At 71.2% G+C, this 22,742-nt stretch carries 23 protein-coding genes and 1 tRNA gene; 16 read left to right on the top strand and 8 right to left on the bottom strand.

The window, feature by feature from the left end; translation table 11 throughout:
- Nucleotides 1-64 precede the first annotated feature (64 nt).
- Nucleotides 65-140 (bottom strand) — tRNA-Pro (locus tag VK923_09380).
- Nucleotides 141-402: 262 nt separating this feature from the next.
- Here VK923_09380 and VK923_09375 point away from each other — a divergent pair.
- From VK923_09375 to gcvPB, 9 genes are all read left to right on the top strand, one after another.
- A complete protein-coding gene (locus VK923_09375) occupies nt 403-1,011 on the top strand; it encodes a CDP-alcohol phosphatidyltransferase family protein (GenBank protein ID HSJ44878.1) in 609 nt (202 codons plus the stop codon).
- A 201-nt stretch (nt 1,012-1,212) separates the two neighbouring features.
- The gene (gene gcvH, locus VK923_09370; protein ID HSJ44877.1) at nt 1,213-1,593 is read left to right on the top strand and encodes a glycine cleavage system protein GcvH; all 381 of its coding nucleotides are present in this window, start codon (nt 1,213-1,215) and stop codon (nt 1,591-1,593) included.
- Complete coding sequence (locus VK923_09365) at nt 1,593-2,090, top strand: FHA domain-containing protein (GenBank protein ID HSJ44876.1); 498 nt, start codon at nt 1,593-1,595, stop codon at nt 2,088-2,090. The genes gcvH and VK923_09365 overlap by 1 nt, the downstream gene beginning before the upstream one ends.
- 21 nt (nt 2,091-2,111) lie before the next feature.
- Nucleotides 2,112-2,873, top strand: a complete 762-nt coding sequence (locus VK923_09360; protein ID HSJ44875.1) for a MerR family transcriptional regulator — start codon at nt 2,112-2,114, stop codon at nt 2,871-2,873.
- 20 nt (nt 2,874-2,893) lie between these two features.
- Entirely contained in the window at nt 2,894-4,066 is a 1,173-nt protein-coding gene (locus VK923_09355; GenBank protein ID HSJ44874.1) for a serine hydrolase, read from the top strand.
- A gap of 171 nt (nt 4,067-4,237) precedes the next feature.
- Nucleotides 4,238-4,714 carry a bifunctional nuclease family protein gene (locus VK923_09350; protein HSJ44873.1) on the top strand — a complete coding sequence of 159 codons (477 nt, stop codon included), beginning with the start codon at nt 4,238-4,240 and terminating at the stop codon, nt 4,712-4,714.
- Between the two features lie 324 nt (nt 4,715-5,038).
- Nucleotides 5,039-5,575 carry a MerR family transcriptional regulator gene (locus tag VK923_09345; protein ID HSJ44872.1) on the top strand — a complete coding sequence of 179 codons (537 nt, stop codon included), beginning with the start codon at nt 5,039-5,041 and terminating at the stop codon, nt 5,573-5,575.
- Nucleotides 5,576-5,706: 131 nt separating this feature from the next.
- Nucleotides 5,707-7,080, top strand: coding sequence for an aminomethyl-transferring glycine dehydrogenase subunit GcvPA (gcvPA, locus tag VK923_09340; protein ID HSJ44871.1), 1,374 nt, complete (start codon nt 5,707-5,709; stop codon nt 7,078-7,080).
- The gene (gene gcvPB / locus VK923_09335; protein ID HSJ44870.1) at nt 7,077-8,573 is read left to right on the top strand and encodes an aminomethyl-transferring glycine dehydrogenase subunit GcvPB; all 1,497 of its coding nucleotides are present in this window, start codon (nt 7,077-7,079) and stop codon (nt 8,571-8,573) included. Before gcvPA ends, gcvPB begins: the two co-directional genes overlap by 4 nt.
- 513 nt (nt 8,574-9,086) lie before the next feature.
- On the opposite strand, the gene VK923_09330 is transcribed toward gcvPB, so the two are convergent.
- Nucleotides 9,087-10,562 (bottom strand): M17 family peptidase N-terminal domain-containing protein, encoded by a 1,476-nt coding sequence (locus tag VK923_09330; GenBank protein ID HSJ44869.1) that lies wholly within the window; start codon nt 10,560-10,562, stop codon nt 9,087-9,089.
- A gap of 541 nt (nt 10,563-11,103) precedes the next feature.
- Here VK923_09330 and VK923_09325 point away from each other — a divergent pair.
- Nucleotides 11,104-12,039, top strand: a complete 936-nt coding sequence (locus VK923_09325; protein HSJ44868.1) for an acyl-ACP desaturase — start codon at nt 11,104-11,106, stop codon at nt 12,037-12,039.
- 193 nt (nt 12,040-12,232) lie between these two features.
- Here the strand turns inward: VK923_09325 and VK923_09320 are convergent, their stop codons facing one another.
- The 3 genes from VK923_09320 to VK923_09310 all read right to left on the bottom strand — a co-directional run bounded on the left by VK923_09320 (nt 12,233) and on the right by VK923_09310 (nt 14,554).
- Nucleotides 12,233-12,850 (bottom strand): TetR/AcrR family transcriptional regulator, encoded by a 618-nt coding sequence (locus VK923_09320; GenBank protein ID HSJ44867.1) that lies wholly within the window; start codon nt 12,848-12,850, stop codon nt 12,233-12,235.
- Nucleotides 12,851-13,010: 160 nt separating this feature from the next.
- Nucleotides 13,011-13,826 carry a thioesterase family protein gene (locus VK923_09315; protein HSJ44866.1) on the bottom strand — a complete coding sequence of 272 codons (816 nt, stop codon included), beginning with the start codon at nt 13,824-13,826 and terminating at the stop codon, nt 13,011-13,013.
- A complete protein-coding gene (locus VK923_09310; GenBank protein HSJ44865.1) occupies nt 13,823-14,554 on the bottom strand; it encodes an SDR family NAD(P)-dependent oxidoreductase in 732 nt (243 codons plus the stop codon). The genes VK923_09315 and VK923_09310 overlap by 4 nt, the downstream gene beginning before the upstream one ends.
- Nucleotides 14,555-14,626: 72 nt before the next feature.
- Here VK923_09310 and VK923_09305 point away from each other — a divergent pair, with 72 nt between their 5' ends.
- Entirely contained in the window at nt 14,627-15,496 is an 870-nt protein-coding gene (locus tag VK923_09305; GenBank protein HSJ44864.1) for a 5'-3' exonuclease, read from the top strand.
- Nucleotides 15,493-15,957, top strand: a complete 465-nt coding sequence (locus VK923_09300) for a hypothetical protein (GenBank protein HSJ44863.1) — start codon at nt 15,493-15,495, stop codon at nt 15,955-15,957. Before VK923_09305 ends, VK923_09300 begins: the two co-directional genes overlap by 4 nt.
- 17 nt (nt 15,958-15,974) lie before the next feature.
- Here VK923_09300 and VK923_09295 read toward each other — a convergent pair whose 3' ends face one another.
- Entirely contained in the window at nt 15,975-16,322 is a 348-nt protein-coding gene (locus VK923_09295; protein ID HSJ44862.1) for a J domain-containing protein, read from the bottom strand.
- A 148-nt stretch (nt 16,323-16,470) separates the two neighbouring features.
- Here VK923_09295 and VK923_09290 point away from each other — a divergent pair, with 148 nt between their 5' ends.
- Nucleotides 16,471-18,045, top strand: a complete 1,575-nt coding sequence (locus tag VK923_09290; protein ID HSJ44861.1) for an SDR family oxidoreductase — start codon at nt 16,471-16,473, stop codon at nt 18,043-18,045.
- Here the strand turns inward: VK923_09290 and VK923_09285 are convergent.
- A complete protein-coding gene (locus tag VK923_09285) occupies nt 17,948-18,922 on the bottom strand; it encodes a hypothetical protein (GenBank protein HSJ44860.1) in 975 nt (324 codons plus the stop codon). The genes VK923_09290 and VK923_09285 overlap by 98 nt on opposite strands.
- Nucleotides 18,923-19,009: 87 nt before the next feature.
- Nucleotides 19,010-19,918 carry a sigma-70 family RNA polymerase sigma factor gene (locus VK923_09280; GenBank protein HSJ44859.1) on the bottom strand — a complete coding sequence of 303 codons (909 nt, stop codon included), beginning with the start codon at nt 19,916-19,918 and terminating at the stop codon, nt 19,010-19,012.
- A gap of 381 nt (nt 19,919-20,299) precedes the next feature.
- On the opposite strand from VK923_09280, the gene VK923_09275 reads away from it, so the two are divergent.
- From VK923_09275 to VK923_09265, 3 genes are all read left to right on the top strand, one after another.
- Nucleotides 20,300-21,475: an aminotransferase class I/II-fold pyridoxal phosphate-dependent enzyme gene (locus VK923_09275; protein ID HSJ44858.1), complete on the top strand. Its 1,176-nt coding sequence runs from the start codon at nt 20,300-20,302 to the stop codon at nt 21,473-21,475.
- A 49-nt stretch (nt 21,476-21,524) separates the two neighbouring features.
- On the top strand, nt 21,525-22,364 hold the full coding sequence (locus VK923_09270; GenBank protein HSJ44857.1) for a 2,3,4,5-tetrahydropyridine-2,6-dicarboxylate N-succinyltransferase: 840 nt from the start codon (nt 21,525-21,527) through the stop codon (nt 22,362-22,364).
- 160 nt (nt 22,365-22,524) lie between these two features.
- Nucleotides 22,525-22,742 (top strand): hypothetical protein (locus VK923_09265; protein HSJ44856.1); only part of this gene is annotated, 218 nt, incomplete at its 3' end.

The following is a 22,742-nucleotide window of genomic DNA, read 5'->3' as shown; positions in this document are numbered from 1 at the left end:
TAGCAATCCGGTAGCAGCAGCTTCGGTGGTCGTCGACCGCGACGCTCTCACCTGCGGTGATGCGTCGGGATGCCCGGATTTGAACCGGGGATCTCCGGTCCCCCAGACCGGCGCCCTAGACCAAACTGGGCCACATCCCGTCAGACCACGCGACCGCGGCCTGCGCAGGCAGCGTAGCGCGACGCCCCTACCCCCGCCAGCGCGCACCCCCACGACCCCGAACTCTGCTGGACCACCCCGAACTTCGCTCCGCACCTTCCGACGCGAAGTTCGGGGTGGTGTCGTCCGTGAGTTCGGGGTGGTGTCGGTGGGTCGGGGTGGTGTCGGTGAGTTCGGGGTGTGGGTCGCGCCGCGGTGGGCGCGGGTAGCGTTGAGGCACGCGCCAAGCGAAGGATGACGCACGTGCCGCTGTTCGATGCCGGACGCCGGCCCGACGCGGGCGGTGAGCTGGTCCACGACCGGCTCCTCACTGCGCCGAACCTCATCACCGCGGTGCGCCTGGCCGGCCTGCCCCTGTTCGCGTGGCTGGTCCTGTGGCGCGAGCAGTACCTGGCCGCGTTCTGGGTGCTGGTCGCGATCGCCACGACCGACTGGATCGACGGGTACGTGGCCCGGCGGTTCAACCAGGTCAGCCGGATCGGCAAGCTCGTCGACCCACTCGTCGACCGGCTGCTGCTGGCCACGACCACGATCACGCTGCTGCTCGCCGGGCTGCTGCCGTGGCCGTTGCTGGCGCTCATCCTCGTACGCGACGTCGTCGTCCTGGGCGTCAGCCTCGCCTGGTTCGGCGGGGTCCCACCCATCCCGGTCAGCCGCACCGGCAAGCTGGCGACCGCCCTGCTGATGATCGGCATCCCCGCGTTCCTGCTCGCGGGCGTGGACTGGGCTGACGCCGACGTCGTCCGGGTCTTCGCCTGGATCACCACGGTGGCGGGGATCACCGCCTACTACACGGCCGCCGCGCGGTATTGTCGCGTCGCTCTGGCCATCCGCAGAGCGCGCACCGACTGACCTCGCGCACCACACCGGCGGGCCGGACGCCCGACCTCGCGTCGCGATGTGCTGGGTCACCTGGCAGTCATATGCCACATGTGTCCACCGTAGTGGTTGACAGCACAGGCCGCCGGGGTCGTAGGCTGCAGATCAACCTCAACCGGACGGTCATCGAACGGGTAGCATCAGCGCTCGCATGAGGTACACGCAGGAGGCGCAGTGAACCCCGAGGAGCTCAGATACACCGATGAACACGAGTGGGCGCGGGTCGAAGGACGACGCCTCACCGTGGGAATCACCGACTACGCGCAGGAGGCGCTCGGTGACGTCGTCTACATCGACCTGCCCGCCAGCGGCACCAGAGTCGAGCAGGGCCAGCCGTTCGGTGAGGTCGAGTCCACCAAGAGCGTGTCCGACCTGTACGCCCCTGTCAGTGGCACGATCGTCGAGCGCAACGAGACCTTGGAGTCGCAGCCGGAGCTGGTCAACTCCGATCCGTACGGCCAGGGCTGGATGGTCGTGATCGAGGCCGACGAGGACGCGGCGACCGGCGATCTGCTCTCAGCGGCCGACTACGACAAGCTGATCGAATCGTCGTGATGGAACGGATGTACTGCACCCACTGCGGTCACCAGAACCCCGAGGACGCCAACTATTGTGCCAACTGCGGGCGTCCGCTCGCCGACGTCGGCGACCACACAACCGGCATGATGCGGCCGGAGGACCTGCCGGACGGGGTCGACGCAGGGGATGTCGGGGAGGACGCCCAGGCATTGCTGTCCGAGCTCGACCCGTCCACGGCGCTGCTGGTCGTCGTACGTGGCCCAAACCAGGGGGCGCGGTTCCTGCTCGACCGCGACACGGTCACGGTCGGGCGCCACCCCGAGAGCAACATTTTCCTCGACGACATCACCGTCTCGCGACGCCACGCTGAGTTCCGGCGTGAGGAAGGTCGCTTCTGGATCCACGACGTCGGCAGCCTCAACGGCACGTACGTGGGTGGCAGGCGTGCCGAGGACCAGTTGATCGCGACCGGTGACGAGATCCAGATCGGGAAGTTCAAGCTTCTCGCCTTCGTCGCCGAGCGTTCGTCGTAGGTCCGGACGGCCAGGTAGATCGTGGCGACCGGATTCACGATCGGCGAGGTCCTCAACCAGCTCAAGGAGGACTTCGAGGACATCACGATCAGCAAGATCCGCTTCCTCGAGAGCGAGCGCCTGGTCTTTCCGGACCGCACCGATTCGGGCTACCGCAAGTTCTCTGACGACGACGTCAACCGGCTGCGGTTCATCCTCACGGCCCAGCGCGACCACTACCTGCCTCTCAAGGTCATCCGCGAGCAGCTCGAGCGGCTCGACGCGGGCGAGGTGCCCACCACCCCCACGACCGACACCGAGGGCGGCATGCCGCTCGGGATGCCTCTGCGCATGTCGGAGGTCGCGCAGGCGCTCGAGGCGGCGATGGCGACCGACGCCGAGCACCTGCTCGAGCCCGACGGCAGTGGCGTCGCGCTGAGCGTCGACGAGCTGTCGAATGCCACAGGCCTGACCGCGACCGAGGTGCGCAGCCTGCGTGAGTACGGGTTGATCGGTCCCGACACCGGCGCGACGAGCTTCGGCGCTGCCGACCTGCTGGTGTCCAGGGCGGCGCGCGAACTGCTGAGGATGGGCCTCGAGCCACGTCATCTGCGCATGTACCTGCAGTTCGTCGACCGCGAGGTCTCGCTGTTCGAGCAGGTCGTCACGCCGCTGCTGCGTCAGCGCAACCCCGAGGCCCGCCAACGGGCGACCGAGCAGCTCGAGCAGCTGACCGTGCTGACTGGCAGGCTCAAGCGCGCCCTGCTCGCGTCCGCGCTGCGCCGGACCGTCCACGGCGGGTAGTGGCGGGTCACAGGTCAGCCGTGGCGGACCGGCGCCTGCCGGTGGTGCTCCTGGTTGCCCTGGCGCTCGTGGCCGTACCGGTCGGTCCCGCGACCGGGCAGACGGCCCCGGCCGACGAGGTGACGGCTGCCGGTGCGGTGCTGTGGGATCCCTTGGACGGTCGTGTGCTCTGGGCACGGGCTCCGTCAAGGCCGCGGCGCATGGCGTCGACCACCAAGATCATGACCGCGTTGCTCGCCGTCGAGGCCGGGACGCTCGATGACACGGTGACGGTGTCGGCGGCTGCGGCGGCCGCCGATGCGGACCCGGGCTCTGCCACGTTGAACCTGCGCGCGGGTCAGCAGGTCGGCATGCGCGACCTGCTGACGGCGCTGATGATGCGCAGCGGCAACGACGCCGCGGCCGCCGTCGCCGAGCACGTGACCGGCAGCGAGGACGCGTTCGTGGCCGCGATGAACGCCCGCGCCCGCGAGCTGGGCCTCGACGACACGCAGTTCCTGGACCCCACCGGCCTGTCGGACTCCGCTGCCCACCACGCCAGCCCGGCCGACCTGGCCCAGCTGGCGCAGACCGCGATGGCGCTGCCCGGGTTCCCCGACCTGGTCGGGACGTACCGCGCCGACGTGCCGGGGTTCGGGACGCTGACCAGCCGGAACCTGCTGCTCGCCCACTACCGGGGTGCCAACGGCGTCAAGACCGGCTACACCGCACTGGCCGGGTTCTGCCTCGTGGGCAGCGCGACGCGAGACGGCCGGACCTACTACACCGCTGTCCTCGACAGCGATGACACGTTCGCAGACACGACGGTCCTGCTCGACCACGCCTTCGAGGACTTCACCGTCATGGGCGCCGACGACGTCGCCGCGGGCGTGTACCGGACGGCCGCCGGCGCGGTCCCACTGCGCATCGTCGACGCCACCCCCCACACCGTCCCGGTCGCTGGGACCGTGCGGGTCAGGTCGTTCCTGCTGCCGACGCCGCCGTCTCGGATCGCCGAAGGCACGCGGCTGGGGCGTGCGGAGCTCGTCGTCGATGGCAAGGTCGTCGACACCGCCACGATCGAGTCCGCCGATCCGCTCGATTCTCCCCCGACGATGGCACCGGCGGGGGCGGCCGGGGCGGCCGTCGAAGACGCCGTCCGGGCGTTTGTACGTGCCACCCCACGGCGCACCACGGTCCGAACGGGCGGCTGACGCATTGTGGGTGGGACCGAGCGCCAATAAACTTCGGTGGGCCTTGTTCCAGAACGACGAGGAGGCCGGCGTCGCCGAAGGACGACGACGGCGGAACCCGGTCCACGAGCACGTAGGACCGGCTTCGACGGACCGGGATCAGGCACCGCCACTGGCTGACCGAGGACGTGCATGTTGATCGAGCTGGAGCTGGTCGGTGTAAGGGTCGAGCTGCCTCACAACCAGCCGATCGTGCTCCTCAAGGAGCAGACCGGCTTCAGGTTCCTGCCGATCTGGATCGGCGCACCCGAGGCGACATCGATCGCCTTCGCCCTGCAGGGCGTCGCGATGCCGCGCCCACTGACCCATGATCTGCTGCGCAACGTCCTGGCAGACCTGTCGGTCGACGTCGAGCGCATCGTCGTGACCGAGCTGCGGGACGGCACGTTCTACGCCGAGATCGAGCTCGTGCAGGGCGGACGGACCGTCAAGGTCTCCTCGCGCCCGTCCGACGCGATCGCCCTGGCCGTCCGCGCATCGGTCCCGATCTTCGCCGAGGAGGCGGTCCTGGCCGAGGCCGGCATCGAGATCGAGGACGAGGACGAGCAGGAGGTCGAGCGGTTCAAGCAGTTCATCGACTCGATCAGCCCCGAGGACTTCCGCACCTGAGCACCGTCCGCCGGTCACAACGTGGTCGGGCATTCAGCGCACGACAGAGGGTCTCGCGATTCTCTGTTCCCGCGTGTCGTCGAGGAAGCTGTTGACGGCACGTGTGACCATTCGGTACCGTGCTGAGGCTGTGGTAACTACGTTGATGTGAACGTCACGTTGATGTGGCCTTCGTGGGGCCTGGTCCCACGAGCACCTGGCGGACCGGCTCCGCCGGACACGGACGATCGTGGGCGTGGTTCCCACGAGCCTCGTGGGCCGGCGTCGGCCCAGACCCCAAACGGATGGTGGCATGGACCTCGTTTCCCCGGCGTTGCGGACCCGATGAACGCGTCGCGTTCAGGTCCCACGCATCAGGAACTCCGCCTGCCCGGGCTCGACGAGGGTCGCCGCGGGTACCGCGGTCCCGCCGTGTGCCGTGTCGTCGGCATCACCTACCGGCAGCTGGACTACTGGGCGACGACCGGCCTGGTCGAACCCAGTGTCCGTGATGCCGTGGGATCGGGCTCGCAGCGCCTGTACTCGTTCGAGGACATCGTCACCCTGAAACTGGTCAAGCGGCTCCTCGACGTCGGCGTGAGCCTCCAGCGCATCCGCCGCGCCATCGACTACGTGCGCGACCGCGGCCTGTCGCTGCGGAACCTCACACTTGCCAGCGACGGCGAGACGGTCTACGCCGGGACCGACGCCAGCGACGTGGTCGACCTGCTCGCCCGCGGGCAGGGCGTGTTCGCCATCGCGGTCGATCCGCTGTACGACGAGATGGAGGCCGAGGTGACCGCGCTTCCGGCCGAGCCGGTCGTCTCGGCGCCGTCCGCCGAGGAGCCCCCGGCTGAAGCGAGCGGCGGCGGTGGGGCCTGAGCCGGCCGTCGTAGACTACGGACCACACCTGCGCCATTGACGTGGGCGCCGCCGTACCACCCCGGCGTGTGGCAAGGTGTGATGACCGGGTTGGCGGGGGTGGGTCCCCGCCGAGGGACGGCAGGACGACCGTGGCCGACTACGCACCGCACACCGCGACGGACATCGCCGACATGCTCGACCAGCTCGGGTACGAGCACCTCGACGACCTCTTCGCGCACATCCCCGACCATCTGCGCGTGAACACGTCGCTCGAGCTCCCCCCGGGGCGCAGCGAGGACGAGGTTCTGGGCACGATGGCCCGGCTCGCCAGCCGCAACCGCACCGACCTCGTGTGCTTCGCGGGCGGTGGTGCCTACGACCACTACGTGCCGTCGGTCGTCGACGCCGTGCTGCAGCGCGGCGAGCTGCTGACGTCCTACACGCCCTACCAGCCCGAGGTCAGTCAGGGCATCCTGCAGATCCTGTTCGAGTACCAGACGATGATCTGCGAGCTGACAGGGCTGCCGGTGGCCAACGCGAGCCTCTACGACGGCGCGAGTGCGGTCGCCGAGGCGGCCGCGATGGCCTGCGCGGTGACCCGGCGGAAGGGTCTGCTCGTGTCCGGCGCGGTCGATGCACCGACCCGCACGGTCATCGGCACCTACGCGCACCCCCTTCGCCGGCCCGTCGGTGGCATCGGTGTCGATGCCACCACCGGCACGACGTCGCTCGCCGAGGTCGGTGACGACGTCGCCGCCGTGGTCGTGTCGCAGCCCAATGCGGTCGGCGTGGTCGAGAACCTCCGGGCGCACGCGGAGGCGGCGCATGCCGCGGGCGCGCTGCTGATCGTCAAGCTCGAGCCGACCGCGGTGGGACTGCTGGCGACCCCGGGCGCGCAGGGCGCGGACGTGGTCGTCGGGGATGGTCAGTCGCTCGGCCAGGGCCTGCAGTTCGGCGGTCCCACGGTCGGATTCCTGGCGTGTGGCACGAACCACGTGCGACGGCTGCCTGGGCGCGTGGTCGGCGAGACCGTCGATGCCGATGGGCGCCCCGGCTACGTGATGACCCTGCGCACGCGCGAGCAGGACATCCGACGGGAACGCGCGACCAGCAACATCTGCACGAACCAGACGCTCAGCGCCGTCGCCGCCACCGTGTACCTGGCCTGGTTGGGCCCGCAGGGCCTGCGCCAGCTGGCCATGGGCTGCCTGCGCCGTGCCAGGGTGACCGCCGACCGGCTCACAGCGATCGACGGCGTCGAGCTCGCGTTCAGTGGCCCGTTCCTCAAGGAGTTCGCCCTGCGCCTGCGCGGCGTCGACGTCGTCGCGCTCGTCGGCGCCCTGTGCGACGAGGGGTACCTGGTCGGTCCCGTCGTCGATGACCCTGTCCGCGCCGGGGGGTCGCTGCTCATGGTCGCGGCGACCGAGCGCCGCACGACCGGCGACATCACGGGTCTGGCGACCGCCTTCGAGCGGCAGATGAAGGAAGCCACGATCACGGGCGCGGGAGGTCGGGGAGCATGACGGTCATGGGCCCACAGATGGCCACCGAGCCCACGCTGTTCGAGGTGTCACGTCCGGGCCGACGGGCCAGCGAGCTCGCGACGGTCGACGTCGACGACATCGATCTGGCGGAGGCGCTCGATGGCGTGGAGCTCGCCGACGACCCGCCGGCACTGCCCGAGGTCGCCGAGCTCGACCTGGTGCGCCACTTCACGCGCATGTCCCAGCGCAACCACGGCATCGACGCGGGCTTCTACCCGCTGGGCTCCTGCTCTATGAAGTACAACCCGCGGGTCGCCGAGCGGATCGCGGGCCTACCCGGCTATCGCGACGCGCACCCCTGGACGCCGGCGAGCGCGGTGCAGGGCACCCTGGGCGCGCTGTGGGAGCTGGAGCGCTGGCTGACGGAGCTGACGGGCCTGCACGCCGCGACCTTCCAGCCCGCTGCGGGGGCCCAGGGCGAGTTGGTCGGACTGCTGCTGATCCGCGCGTACTACGAGGACCGCGGCGACGACGACCGGAACGTCATCATCATCCCGGACTCGGCACACGGTACGAACCCGGCGAGCGCCACGATCGCCGGCTTCGACACCATGACGGTGCCGTCGGGCGACGACGGGCTGGTCGACGTCGACGCGCTCGAGGAGCTTAGCGACGACCGCACCGCCGGGCTGATGCTGACGAACCCGAACACCTTGGGCCTGTTCGAGGTCGAGATCGAGCGCATCGCCGCAGCGGTCCACGGTGCCGGAGGGCTGCTCTACTACGATGGAGCCAACTTCAACGCCATCGCCGGCCGGGTCCGGCCAGGTGACATGGGCTTCGACGTCGTGCACCTCAACGTCCACAAGACGTTCGCGACCCCCCACGGTGGAGGCGGTCCGGGTGCCGGACCGGTGGTCGTCAGCGAAGCGCTGGCTCCCTACCTGCCGGCGCCGGTAGTGGTCGCCGACGACGGCCCGCACGTCAGCTACCGGTTCGACACCGACCGCCCCAAGTCGATTGGCAGGGTCCACGGCTTCCACGGCAACACGGGCGTACTGCTGCGCGCGTTGTCGTTCCTGCAGCGCCACGGCGGCGACGGCCTGGCGTCGATGAGCGCCAAGGCCGTGCTCAACGCCAACTACCTGGCGCACCGGACCACCGCGGCACTGCCGCTGGCGTACCCGCAGCACCCGCCGATGCACGAGTTCGTGCTGCGAGGCAGCGCCGTCAAGGAGCACGGCCTGAGGGTGCTCGACGTCTGCAAGCGGCTGATCGACCTCGGCTACCACCCGCCGACGAACTACTTCCCGTTGATCGTCGACGAGGCGTTGATGATCGAGCCGACCGAGACCGAGACTCCCGAGACGCTCGACGGCTTCGCCGAGGCCCTGGCGCAGGCGGTCGCGGAGGCGGCGGACGACCCGGACCTGCTGCACGAGGCGCCGCGCACGACGCCGGTGCGCCGCCTCGACGAGGCCAAAGCGGCCCGCGAGCTCGTCCTGCGCTGGTTTCACGATCACGCGACCTGACGCGCCGGATGCCTGAGGCCACACGGTCCATCGCTGCGCGCGGCTGCTCCGCGCCCTGCTCGTCGACCGACGGGTTGCGGCCTGGTCGCCGTAGGGCCGCTTCGCGGCAAGCGCGATACGGGTCGACGGCGCGCGCGTCCGCGACGTCGAGGCGCACGGCAAGCACCCGTTCTACCGGTCGTCCCGAACCGCCCGGCCCGGAGGATCGACCGCGACACGTTCGACGAGCTCTGGCGTCCTGCGCAGTCTGCTGATCGGACGGAGAACGTCGCGGGCGCATCATCACGATCACACCCTCGGACCGCTCGTCGCGCCGCCGTCACGGCTGCGGCGCGACGAGCGCCGCTACGTCCACCAGCGCGCCGGCGTGCCCTGCCGACGGTGCGGCACCCCGATCGGATGCTGGGAGCTCGGCTCGCGCGCTGTGTTCGCGTGCCTGTCGTCAGGCCGCGTAGGGGGTCCGTGAGCGGACGGTCCCCAGCCAGTGGGTCTGCCGCGACGGGTGCGGAATGCCTACGTGGTGCGGTGCTCGAGCCACGCGAGCAGCGTCCGCGCCCCGTAGCCGGTCGCACCGGGTCGCCGGCCGTGGTCGTCGTCCGACAGATCCGGGACGAAGGCAGCGTCGCCGCAGTCGATGTGGGCCCACGGAACGTCCCGGGCGACACGGCGCAGGATCAGCCCGGCGACGATGGCGGCACCGCCGGTGGTGCGCCTGTCGTTGACGACGTCGGCGACGGGAGAGGTCAGCACGCGGTCCATGTGGTCCCACAGCGGCAGGCGCCACAGGGGCTCGCCGGCCGTGTCCGCGGCCGCGAGCAGGTCGTGGACGAGGCGGTCGTCGGTGCCCATGACGGCACCGGCGTCACGACCCAGCGCCGTGGCGGTGCCGCCGCCGACAGTGGCGATGTCGACGATCGCGTCGGGCTCGTAGGCACGGGCCAGGTCGACCAGGTCGGCGAGGACCAGCACGGCGTCGGCGTTGGCGTTGGTCACCTCGATTGTGGTTCCGCCACGTGTCGTGACGACGTCACCGGGTCGCTGGGCGTCTCCGCCGGGCATGCGTTCGACCAGGCCCAGGAGCGCCGTGACGCGCACCCGCACGTCGAGCGCGGCGAGGCCGGCGCACGCGGCGGCGATCACGGCTGCACCCGCCATGTCGGCCTTGGCCGTGGTCATCGTGTGGTCGCGGCGCAGCCCCAGACCTCCCGACGCGAACGTCGTGCCGCGGCCACACAGCACGACGTGGCCCAGCGGGTCGGTCGGTTCGTACCGCAGTTCCAGCAGGCACGGTGGGTGCCCGGCGCCCTGTCCCGCACCGATCATCCCGCCGAAGCCGGCCCGTTCGAGTGCCGGTTGGTGGTGCAGGTCGGCGCCGCAGACGCCTGCCGTCAGGTCGATGATCTGGCGGGCGAGCACCGCCGGCGGCTGCATGTTGGGGGGTACGTCCACGAGGTCGCGTGCGGCGAGGGTGGCGGCGGCCGTGGCGCTCGCGCGACGCACCGCATGCTCGCCGTCGGCGCGCATGGCGGTCGGTGCGAGGATCGTGACCAGATCCACGGCAGGCCGTCCCGGCGCCTCCCCGCCGAGCCGCGTCCGATGGGCGGCGCCCAGCAGGAACCCCTCGGCGACGGCACCGATGGCCGCGGCGGAGGGGTGCACCAGTGCGAGGGTGGTCACGACGTGACCGGACAACGCTCCGGTCGACGCCGCCACCCGTGCAGCCTCCCGGAGGCGCGTGGCGTCAGTAGCAACCATGCGGCCCAGACCGACGAACAGCACCGTCGCGCACGGCAGCCCGGGCGAGGCCAGCAGCAGGTGCTGGCCGATGTCGCCCCGGAACGACGGTGTCAACGGCAGCGACGGCAGACCGAGGCCGCCGATGACGGCGGCCACGCCCGGTCCCTCGATGCCGCCGGTGAACACCCCGACCACGAGCGTGCCGGCCGGCCGGTCGAGCGGATCGCCCCCCGCGATCTCGATGGCGGTCATCGGCGTGTGACGACGGTCGTGTCGGGCACCATCTCCATGCGAGTGGATCCTAGACGTCGGTGGTGACCGGCTGCCGCCGGGGTCGGCAGGTCCGTCTGGAACTCGGAACGCAGGGGAGTGGACGATGCTGCTGGCGGCCGTGCTGGTGGCGGTGCTGATCGGCGCGTGGCTGCGCGCGCTGCGGGCGCAGCTACGGCGTCAGCGGTCGCGGGCGACGGAGTGGTCGGGCGGACGCCGGCCCGGCCTGTGGACGTCGGCCACGCGCTGCGTCGCATGCAACCGCGACGGCGCGTCCTCGACCAGGACGGCGACGCGCTGTGGCACGTCTGCCTGCACTGTGGGCACCGCACCCGCCGCAGGACGCGTGGGTAAGCCCGGGATCGCTCCATCACCACCCGGATCACAGCCGGCGGCTTGCGGACGCCGGCCCGCCGACCTACGGTGGCGTAGGTTACGCAAGCGTAGGTTACGTCGATGGAGCGTTCGGTGCACGCCGTCGACCGGCCACGCCAGATCCCGAAGACCACGAGGAGTCGTTTTCGTGAGCAACCATGTCCCCAGGTACGACGAGACCCAGATGCTCGCCGAGCTCGAACCGGTGGCCGAGCGGCTCCTCAACCGTCACCTGACGATGACGCAGGAGTGGTTCCCACACGAGTACGTCCCCTACAGCGAGGGGCGGGACTTCGACAAGGAGCCGTGGACTCCGGACCAGCCGCGGCTCGACGGCGTCGCCCGGACGGCCTTCTTCGTCAACCTGCTGACCGAGGACAACCTGCCCAGCTACCACCGCGAGGTCTACCGCATGTTCGGGCAGACCGACAGCGCGTGGCGCAACTGGGTGCACCGCTGGACCGCCGAGGAGGGCCGGCACTCGATCGTGCTGCGCGACTACCTGGTCGTGACCCGCAACGTCGACCCCGTCGCACTCGAGCGTGGCCGTATGCAGGTTATGGAGGACGGCTACGAGACCGACAACAAGGACACGCTGCGGGGCATGGCGTACGTGGCGTTCCAGGAGCTCGCCACGCGGATCTCGCACCGCAACACCGGGCGTTACTCCGGCGACCCGGTCGCGGACCGCATCATGGCGCGCATCTCGGCCGACGAGAACCTGCACATGGTCTTCTACCGCGACGTCCTCACCGCGGCCATGCAGGTCAACCCGTCGGCGGTCGTGGAGGCGGTCAAGGCGGAGATCGAGGACTTCGAGATGCCCGGCGCAGTCATGGACGACTTCCGTCGCATGTCGGTCCAGATCGCTGAGGCCGGCATCTACGATCTGCGCGTGCACCACGACGACATCGTCTGGCCGTTGCTGCGCCACCTGAAGCTGTTCGACGTGACCGGGCTGGACGCACGGGCGGAGCAGGCCCGGGAGGAGCTGGGCGCGTTCCTGTCGACGCTCGATGCGCAGGCCACGCGGTACGAGGAGAAGCGAGCGGCCCGCCGTGAGCGCGCCACCGCACGTGCCTGATCGGTGTCGCGCCAGCACGTCGTGGGTCAGCTCCACTTGGCGGCGGCCACGACGGTCACCTGCAGCTCGCCGACGTCGGGGCCGTAGTCGGGGCCGTAACGGAACGGGTCGGACCCGTTGGTGGCCACAGTGTGGCCCTTGCGGCGCAGGCCGGACCGACGTAGCCGGTTCCGAAGCGAGCGGGCCAGGTCCTTCAGCGGACGCGCGCGGAAGGTCGCAGCGGGATGCTCGCTGGGTCACGCGGGAGACGGTGCAGCCCGTGGTACACGAGCGCGGTCAGGTAGGTCGCGACGCGCTCCTTGGACGGTGTGCGCTCGTCAGACCACCACCCCCCGACGTGGACGACCATCCCGACGAGCGCGTGGGCGTACAGGGGTGCGGCCTCCAGGTCGACGCCGGACCCGGTGAAGAAGCCACGCAGCAGCTCCTCGGCCTTGTCGGCCACGTCGCCGAGCAGGCGCGCCATGCCACCGCCGCCCAGGCGGGCCGGTGAGTCCCGGGTGAGGACACGGAAGCCGGCCGGGTCGGCCTCGATGTAGTCGAGGAAGGCGAGCGCGCTGGCATGGATCTGCTCCCGTGCGCCGATGTCGGGGCCAAGCCGCGAGGTGATCATCTCGAGCAGGCGTGTGCTCTCCCGGTCCACGATGACGGCGTAGATGCCCTCCTTGCCACCGAAGTGCTCGTAGACGACTGGCTTGGAGACCGATGCCCGTGCGGCGATCTCCTCGACGCTCGTGCCGTCGTAGCCGTGCTCGGCGAAGACCTCCTTGGCAACGTCGAGCAGCTGGCTGCGCCGCTGGCTGGCCGTCATCCGCCGGTCCGTCATGCCGTCGACCCTAGCAGCGGCGGTTCCTGTGGTGACGGTCCGTCAGGCGGTCGGACGACGCCATCGACGTCGGTGGCTCGCCCGGGCCGGTCCCCACCCATCGCGTGGACCGCACCCGAGTGGACCGCACCCGATCCGTGCGCGGTCAGCCGCGATCGTCTACGAACAGGCTCTGCAGGGCCATCCCGATGGGCCCTTCGGCGTCGGAGAGGTCGGAAGTCGCCAGGCCCGATCCGAGGCGATCGATGACCGTCCGGGCGCGCAGACGCACCCACTCGCCCGTCGGGTGCCGGTGCAGGTGGACCGTCAGGTCGGGGTTGATGAACAGCAGCTTCCGCGGATCGGCGATCGCCGACACGCCGTTGCCGGAGTCGGCGGCCACGAGCACCCTGGTCAGCGGCGACGGTGTCTCGCCGGCGACGAGCGGGATGCGCATGCACATCCACACGTCGGCCGGACCAGGCTCGGTGAACGCGCCCGCGAGAAACCTCGTGTCCATCGCAGTGCCGTAGTGGACGTCCGCGGTCACTTCGAAGAAGCTGGTCGTGCGCCCGTCTCCGGGTACGGCGGGTGCCGGTGCGGCGCTCTCTGACCCGCTGGTCGACGGCAGGTCGATCTCGTGCTCCCGGATGCGCCAGGCGCGGCACAGGGCGAGCTCGGTGCCGTTGTCGGCGCTGAGCACGGCGCTGACCAGGTCGACTCGTCCGCCGGCACGCACGACCCTGCTGCGGACCCGCACGGCGCCGACCGGCACGGGACGCAGGATCTCGAAGGTGGCGCGCACGACGCGACGCGACGTGGCCGCAGGCTGGTGCTCAACGGCGCGACCGAGCAGCGCGGCCGGCGGGCCGAAGTGCATGCTGCGCTGGTCCCACGGACCGGCCGTCGCCGCCGTGCCCATGAACAGCTCGCCGTCGGGGACGAAGAAGGCGTCGGGCAGCGCCGCGTCGGCCGTGCTCACTGGTCGCGGACGTCCAGCACCGCGCCCGAAGCCGCATCGCCGGTGACGAGGGCCCAGACCCGGTGGGCGCTGTCGAGCGGGTCCAGCAGCTGGCCGTCGGCGTGGAGCCGGTGGAACCGTCCGACGTCGGGGAAGTCGTGCTCGTCGGTCGCGCGGATCTGCTCCTGCATCGCCGTCGCGACGACGCCGGGCGCGATCGCCAGCAGCCTGCGACCCTTCCCGCGGCGCTGCTGTTCGGCTCCGACGGTGCGCACCCACATGTCCTGGCCCGCCTTGCCCGCGCAGTATGCGGACCACCCCTCGATCGGCCGCCCCGCGGCCCCCGACGAGATGAAGACCAGATCGGCGGTCCCGTCGAATGACGACGCCTCCAGCGCCCGCAGCAGCGCGTCGCCGAGCACCAGCGGCGCGCTGGCGTCGAGCAGCACGGTCCGTCGGTACGCCACCGGGTCGACCTCACCGGCGAAGCCGATCGGCTGCAGCGCCGCCGCGGCGTGCACGAACGTCACATGCCGGCCGTTGAAGTGCTCGAGGCGGGCATGGAAGTGGGCATCGATCGCGCTCCACGCGGCCGGATCGGCCAGATCCGCGGGCACGTGCTCTGTGCCGGGGGTGCCGCCGGAGCGCGAGATGTCAATGATGTGGACGTCGTCGTAGGGCACGGTCTCGACGAGCGCCGCCCCGATGCCCGACGACGCTCCCGAGATCCACAGCAGCACGTCGGTCACGGCACACCTCTTCTGGGGACGGTGGAGCGGGTCCGGGTTCACCATCCCACGCGGACGCCTAGGCTACGCGTGATGAGACGTCTACTGCTGCTCGACACGTCGAGCCTCATGTACCGCGCGTTCTTCGCGCTACCCGACTCGATCACCGACGACGACGGCCGGCCCGTCAACGCCGTGCGCGGCTACCTGGACATGACCGCCCGGCTCGTGACCGACCATCGGCCCACACAGGTCATGCACGTCTTCGACGCCGATTGGCGTCCCGCGGGGCGGGTCGCCGCGTATCCCGGGTACAAGGCCGACCGGGCACCTGACCCCGACGGCCTGCCCGAGCAGTTCCCCTTGGTCCGGCAGGTGCTTGCCGCGCTCGGCCAGGAGTGCGTCGAGGCGCCGGGGTGGGAGGCCGACGACGCCCTCGCCGTGTTGTGCGCCGACGTCGAGGAGCCCGACCGGGTCGACATCGTCACCGGCGACCGTGACCTGATCCAGCTCGTGCGCGACCCGGTCGTGCGGGTGCTCTACACCCTGCGCGGCGTCTCGGAGCTGCGGATCTTCGACGCCGAGACCGTGCGCGAGCACTACGCCGTGGCTCCCGAGCGGTACGTCGACTTCGCGATCCTGCGCGGCGATCCGTCCGACGGGCTGCCCGGCGTCCCCGGAGTGGGCGAGAAGACCGCGCAACGGCTGATCGAGCGGTACCCCACGCTCGCCGCGCTCATCGACGACGCCGACGCCCAGACGCCCAGGCTGGGGCAGCGCCTGCGCGACGCCGCGCCATACGTCAAGGCGATGCGCGACGTGGTGCCGCTGCGCACCGACGTCGAGCTCGTACGACAGCCGGGCGAGCGCGACGATGCGGCCGCCGACCGCTTTGCGGCCGAGCGCAACCTGGACGGTCCGATCAGGCGGCTGCGCACCGCGCTGGACGAGGTGCACGTGTGACACTGGACGAGCTGCGCCAGCTGTGCCAGGAGGCCGCCCGTGACCTCGTCGCGCGGCACGGCTCACCCGTGCCCTCGGCCGTCGTCCTGCCACTGCCCGGACAGACGCAGATCGCGACGCTCGACGGCTTCCCGGACGCAGACGAAGACCGCCACCTCGTGCTGTCCCACTTCGCCGCCGACAGGATGGTCCCGGCGGACGCCCCATGCTTCGGCTTCATCGCGGAGGCCGAGCTGGTGGCCGGTGACGACGGCGCGGTCGACGTCATTGTGGTGGCCTACGGGGCGCGCCAGCGGGGCACGTGGGTGACCGCTGCGCCGCTGCAGGACGGGCGGGTGGGGGAGTTCAGCCCGACCGAGCAGCTCGACGCGGCGGCGCTGCCGTTCCTCCGCCCGCTCCAGCACGCGGTCGACATGGCGACGCCCGGTGACGGCGGCGACGACGTGCTGGGCCTGGGATAGCGCGCGCCCCCAGCCCGTCAGCGCGCGAACGCGACCAGCACCAGGCCGAGCGCCAGGACGATCAGCGCGACCCGTAGCGTCGCCGTGGTGAACGCGGTGCGGAAGTCGCGCTGGTGGTGCGAGTAGGCCGCAGCGGTCGGGCGGGTGCGCGGCGGGGGTGGACGAGGGCCCGATGAGGTGCGCTCGTGACGCGTTCGCACCTGCTCCCACGCACTGTTCAGTTCGCGCGTGCGCTCCTCCGCGGCGGCGTCGCCGGGGCGGACGTCAGGGTGGTTCGCGCGGAGCTGGGCGAGGTACGCCCGACGGATCTGTGCGATGTCGGTGCCCTGCTCGACACCGAGGACGCGGTACGGGTCATCGGCCATCGCCTCCCCAGCCTACGTGCAGACGTGCCTCGAGCAGCGCCAGCGGTAGGCACGCGTGGGTGCCTCGCGCAGCGCCAGCGGTAGGCCAACGCGTCAGCCCTGAGTGGCGCCGACGGTATCCAGACACCCCAGCGTATAGCGTTGCCTCGTGCAGGGACCGCTGCGGGTGCTCGTGCTGGGTGCCTCCGGCTACGTCGGAGGTCGCCTCGTGCCCCGCCTGCTCGACGCGGGCCACACCGTCCGGTGCCTGGCGCGTGACCCTGCGAAGCTGCGCGACACGCCATGGGTCGACCGCGCTGAGGTGGTGCGTGGCGACCTGCTCCACCCCGACGACCTCGGCCCGGCCTTCGCCGACATCGACGTCGTCTACCACCTGGTCCACTCGATGGGGGGTGGTGCGGACTTCGCCGCGCGCGACCGGCGCATCGCCCGGACCGTTGCACGCGCCGCGGCCGATGCGGGCGTGCGGCGCATCGTCTACCTCGGCGGGCTGACCGGGAGCGGGGCGACGTCGGAGCACATGCGCAGCCGTGCCGAGGTCGGTGAGGTGCTGCGCGAGGGCGCCGCGCCCATCACGGTGCTGCGTGCCGCGGTGATCATCGGCTCGGGCAGCGCGTCGTTCGAGATGCTGCGCAACCTTGTCGAGGTGCTGCCGGTGATGGTCACACCGCGGTGGGTCGAGTCGCGGGTCCAGCCGATCGCGATCCGTGACGTGTTGCACTACCTCATCGGCGTGCTGGCCGTCGACGACGGCGACGACCACACCTTCGACATCGCCGGGCCCGATGTGTTGACATACCGCGAGATGATGCGGGTCTACGCGGAGGTCGCGGAGCTGCCGCGTCGCATCATCGTCGGCGTGCCACTGCTGACGCCGCGGCTGTCCAGCCACTGGGTCGGGCTCGTGACCCCGGTGCCGGCGTCCATCGCGCGGCCACTGGTGGACAGCCTCACGGTTGACGCGGTCGCGGAGCGTGGCACGACCGCGATCGAGCAACTGGTGCCGGGTGAGCGCATCGGCTACCGCCGCGCACTGCGGCTGGCGCTCGCGCGGGTCCGCGACCGTGAGGTCGAGACGTCGTGGCGCGAGGCCGACCTGGCCGATCGCGGACCAGCCGAACCGGATCCCGGCGATCCGCACTGGAGTGGTGGGACGATGTACGCCGACACCCGTACCGCGGCGTCGGCCGCGTCGCCGGACGCGCTGTTCGACGCGGTCTGCGGGATCGGCGGCGACCGGGGCTGGCCGAGCCACGGCTGGGCCTGGCGGCTGCGCGGCATCGCGGACCGCGTCGTCGGCGGCATCGGGCTGCGCCGTGGACGTCGCGACCCCGATGTCTTGCGTGTCGGCGACGCGCTCGACTTCTGGCGGGTGGTCGCGGTCCGCCGGCCCGACGCCGACGGCCCGGGCCTGGTGCGGCTGTTCGCCGAGATGCGCCTGCCAGGACGTGCATGGCTGGAGTTCCGCATCGTCGGCGACGGCGACGGCAGCGTGCTGCACCAGCGCGCGCTGTTCGTTCCCAAGGGCCTGCTCGGACGCTTCTACTGGTGGGTGCTCGTCCCGTTCCACGGGATGATCTTCCCGACGATGGCGACGACGCTCGCCCGACGCGCCGAGCAGGTCGTCACCAGTAGCGGTGGGCCGACAGCGCGGCCCGCGGCGCCCGACGACGGGCGCGTGGCAACAGACCCCGACCGACAGCGAGCACGACGAGCCGGATGACGCGGCCGCGCTGCCCGCGGTATGGCTCGAGTAGCTCGAGCATCAGCTCGTCGGTGCACGCGTCGCCGGATGCGCCGGCCAGCGCGTGGCACACCGTGGTCGGCAGATGAAGATCACCGACACTCACGGCGTCGGGGTCGCCCAGGGCGAAGCGCGTCTCCGCGCTGGTCCACGGACCGACGCCGGGCACCGCCCGCAGGCGGCGGTCGAGCCGGCCGGGATCGTCGCGGACCCGTTCGAGCTGGGGGTCGTCGACCGCGCAGTGGTGGATGGCGACCGCGCCCTTGAGGCTGATCCCGCAGCGGCGCATCGCGTGCGCCGGCGTCTGGCCGAGCGCGGTCGCGGTCGGCCAGCTCCACAGGTCGCCGCCGGCCGGCGTGCCCCGCAGCGCGGCGAGCTGCGCGGTCGACCGGCGTGCCTCGATGCCCTGCACCAGCTGCCCGAGGATCGCGCGGCCCACCGCCTCCTGCACCCGTGGCAGCTGCGACAGCCGGACCGTGCCGACCCGCAGTGTGGCCTGGTGCAGCGCCCGATGCCCGGCCGTGACGTCGGCGAGGTCTGGTGGCCGGTCGTGCAGCCCGATCCACCCCCGGGCGGCCTCCAGTGCCGCCGCGCGATCCTCCGGCGCCGTCGCCTCCGGTCCCCAGACGCTCACCGTGACCCGGTCGCCGGTCTGCGTCGCGTCGTAGACGAGCGGCCCGTGTGGGCCGGGCTCGGCACGGCGCACGATGCCGCGGCGTGGCCGCGTCGCGACCGACCCGCGGCGGGCGCGGTCGGTGATCGGGATCAGATCGATGCGGTCGGCGACGCGCACGTGGTCGGAGGCCAGCAGCGTGGTGTGCAGCGGCGGCCCCGCCGGCGCGGCGATGGTCGGCATCCGCTGCAGGATGCCATGGATCGTCCGCCGACGGCGACGACCCGCGGCGAAGGGCCGCGGGTCGTCGGTGTGGTGCGGTGCGGTCGCTCAGGCGGCGATGCTGACGCCGAGCTCCTCCTGCAGGCGCGACAGCGCCTGATTCTCGATCTTGCGGACGGACTCGCGCGACAGGCTCAGCTCCCTGCCCAGGGCGTCCAGGGTCAGGGTCTGGCGCCCGTCGAGGCCGTACCGGCGCTGCAGCACGTACCAGCTGCGGTCGTCCAGGCGGTCGCGTGCGAGCTCGAACAGATCCTGCATGAAGGTCCGCTCGACCACCTCGTCGGCGGGCGAGTCGTCCGACACGGCCACGAACTCACCGAGATCGCTGGCGTCGCTGTCGAAGCCGACCGGCCGGTCCAGCGAGGTCATCGAGTGGTCGCCCTCGAGCGCACGCTGTACCTTGTCCGTGGTCAGCCGTGTCGCCTGCGCCAGCTCGTCGACCGTCGGCTCGCGCCCGGTCTCGGCCTCCAGGCGGGCGCTCGCCGCACGCACCTTGACCAGTGCGTCGTGGAGCGCGACCGGCAGGCGAATGGTCCGCTCCGACCCCGCCACGCCACGCTGGATCGCCTGGCGGATCCACCAGGTCGCATAGGTGGAGAACTTGTACCCGCGCCGCCAATCGAACTTCTCGACCGCGCGCAGCAGCCCCAGGTTGCCCTCCTGGATCAGCTCTCCGAGGTCGAGGGTCGACCGCTTGGAGAACTGCGCGGCAACGCTGACGACCAGTCGCAGGTTCGCCGCCACGAAGTGGTCGAACGCCGCCTGACCGTCGCGTACCTGCTGCTCGAGGGTGCGCCGTTCGCTCTTCGCTGTGACTTCTCCGCTGTCGAGTCGCTCCTGCGCCTCGCGTCCCGCCTCGATGGTCTTGGCCAGCCTGACCTCGTCTTCCGCGGTCAGCAGCCGGACCTTACCGAGCTCGGAGAAGTAGAGGTCGAGGAGGTCCTCCGGGACATCCATCGCGCGATCCTCTCTACGCCTTGTGCTCGTCTTCACAATCTGTCCAACACTCTTCTCTGGTACGTTGTTCCCATTGGCGGGCACTTTCGCCCAAGAAAGTCAGGTTCCCGACCTAAATAGTCTACCCGAACACGGTAGAATCGCATGCTTTCCGCTGGATGGCAAGACAAACTTCATGGCCCGGCCCTGTTCCACGGATCAGTGTGGGACCAGCTCCGCTGGGACAGGGACCATAGGGCATCCGGCCCAAGGGACCTGCGTGTGGACCGGCTCCGCCGGGCCCGGCCCCGTGGCCGACAGGCGGGAGGCCCACTTGGACAGTGACCGTGGAGCCCGGTCCCCGACCGAGGTGTGGACAGGCTCCGCCGGACAGGAAACCACATGAATCCCGTCCTCTCCGAGCTGGGCGGCTATCCGCTGGCCGCGTACCAGGACCTCAAGCGCAGGCTGGCCGCGGACCGCGCACCGCTGCACGACTTCTCGATCGGCGATCCCACCGAGCCGACCCCCATGTTCATCCGCAGCGCACTGGTCGATGGATTGTCCGCCATCAGCCAGTATCCGACGGCGGGGGGCCTGCCGGAGCTGCGCGAGGCCATCGCGACCTGGGTCGAGCGCCGCTTCAAGGTGCACGTCGACCCGGACCGCGAGGTCCTGCCCACCGCCGGCAGCAAGGAGGCCATCTTCCACCTGCCGCTCGGCCTGCTGGACGCAGGCGGTCAGCGCACGAGCGTGCTTTGGGGCACCCCCGGCTACCCGGTCTACGAGCGTGGGTTCCGGTTCGCCGGCGGGCACAGCGATCCGGTGACGCTGGATGCCTCCCACGGATGGCGGCTCGACCTCGGCACGCTCGAGCGCGACCGCTTGGACCGTGCCTGCCTGGCATGGGTCAACTACCCGCACAACCCGACCGGCGCGACAGTCAACCTCGACCTCCATCGTGCCAATCTGGACGTGGCGCGGCGCAACGACATCGTGCTCGCGAGCGACGAGTGCTACGTCGACATCCACCCGCCGGGCGTCGAGCCACCCGCCTCGCTGCTGCAGGCGGCCGGCGACGACCGATCCGGTGTGCTGGTCGCCTTCAGCCTGTCGAAGCGCTCCGGCATGACCGGCTACCGCAGCGGTGCCCTGGTCGGTGACGCCGGGCTGATCGCGGCCCAGCGCGTCCTGCGACCCAACATCGGGACCGCCAGCCCCGAGTTCGTGCAGCGTGCCGCCATCGCGGCCTGGTCCGACGACGCGCACGTCGCTGACCGCCGGGAGATCTTCGAACGCAAGCGTGCGATCATCCTGGCGTTCGCAGACCGCGCAGGCCTGCGGGTCAGCGGCAGCGATGCAACCTTCTACCTGTGGATGGCGGCACCGGGCGGCGACGACATGGCGTACGCCCAGGCGCTGCTGCGCGAACGTGTCGTCGTCTCGCCGGGCCGGGCGTTCGGGCGCGGCGGCCGGGGCTGGCTCCGGCTCGCGCTCGTGCCCTCGGCAGCCGGGTGCGGGGCCGCGGTCGACGCCTGGGCGGCCGCGATCGCCGGCGGGCGTCTCCCGGGCCACTGACACGCCAGCGTCGATGACCCGACATGGACCGAAAGGCACTGGATCACGCATGAGCGAGCTCGAGACCCTCCGCAAGATCATCGACGACGCGTACGACCACGGCGGCCACGACACCCCAGAGGCGAGGGATGCGGTGGACGCGGCGCTCGACCTGCTCGATCGTGGGGAGGTGCGCATCGCAGAGCCGGCCGGCACCGACGACGACGGAGCGTCGCGGTGGAATGTCAACCAGTGGCTCAAGCACGCGGTACTGCTGTCGTTCCGCCAGCGGTCCATGGAGACCATCGAGGTGGGTCCCTACGAGTACCGGGACAAGGTGCCCCTCAAGCGCGGGTACGAGCAGGCGGGCGTGCGCGTCGTGCCCCCCGCCGTCGTGCGCCACGGCGCATACGTCGAAGCCGGCGCAGTGCTGATGCCGTCGTACGTCAACATCGGTGCGTGGGTCGGCGGCGGAACCATGGTCGACACGTGGGCGACCGTCGGCTCGTGCGCCCAGATCGGGCGCAACGTGCACCTCGCCGGCGGCGTGGGCATCGGCGGGGTGCTCGAGCCGCCGGGTGCTCGCCCCGTGATCGTCGAGGACGACGCGTTCCTCGGCTCGCGCTGCGTCGTGACCGAGGGAGTCGTGGTCGAGCGTGGTGCAGTGATCGGTCCCGGGGTCCGGCTCACTGCCTCGGTGCCGATCATCGACGTCACCGGCGCCGACCCCGTCACCTACCGCGGCCGCGTGCCGGCCAACGCCGTTGTGTTGCCCGGCTCCCGGCCCAAGCGGTTCCCCGCCGGCGAGTTCCACCTGAGCTGTGCACTGATCGTCGGGCAGCGGTCGGGCTCGACGGACACGAAGACGTCGCTCAACGACGCGCTTCGCGAGCACGGCGTCGGCGAATGAGGGCTCGCCGTCGCCGTGTCGACCCGCTCACGGTGTGTGCCCGGAGCTTCGACCGACCCACCATGCACCGGGCCACCCTCCCTCCCGGACAGCGGCGGGCACTCGTCGGGCGAGCCTCGCAGGCAGGGGCGTGATGGTGGGCGCAGCGACCGATCGGATCGTGCGACTGCTGATCGAGCTGGTGGACCGGCCCTGCGTCACCGGCGACGAGAAGCCGATCGCGGACTGGCTCGCCGCGCGCTACGAGCGCGGCGGTGAGGACGTGGACCGGATCGGCAACTCGCTCGTCGTCGGCAGGCCGTTGGATGATCGGCCGGTCGTGCTGCTGGTCGGCCACACCGACGTCGTGCCACCGAACGACGGTGACCTGCCGGGGCG

This window comes from Euzebyales bacterium, assembly GCA_035461305.1.
In the GTDB taxonomy this organism is placed as follows: Bacteria; Actinomycetota; Nitriliruptoria; order Euzebyales; family JAHELV01; genus JAHELV01.
This window is presented reverse-complemented; position numbering and strand designations above follow the sequence as displayed.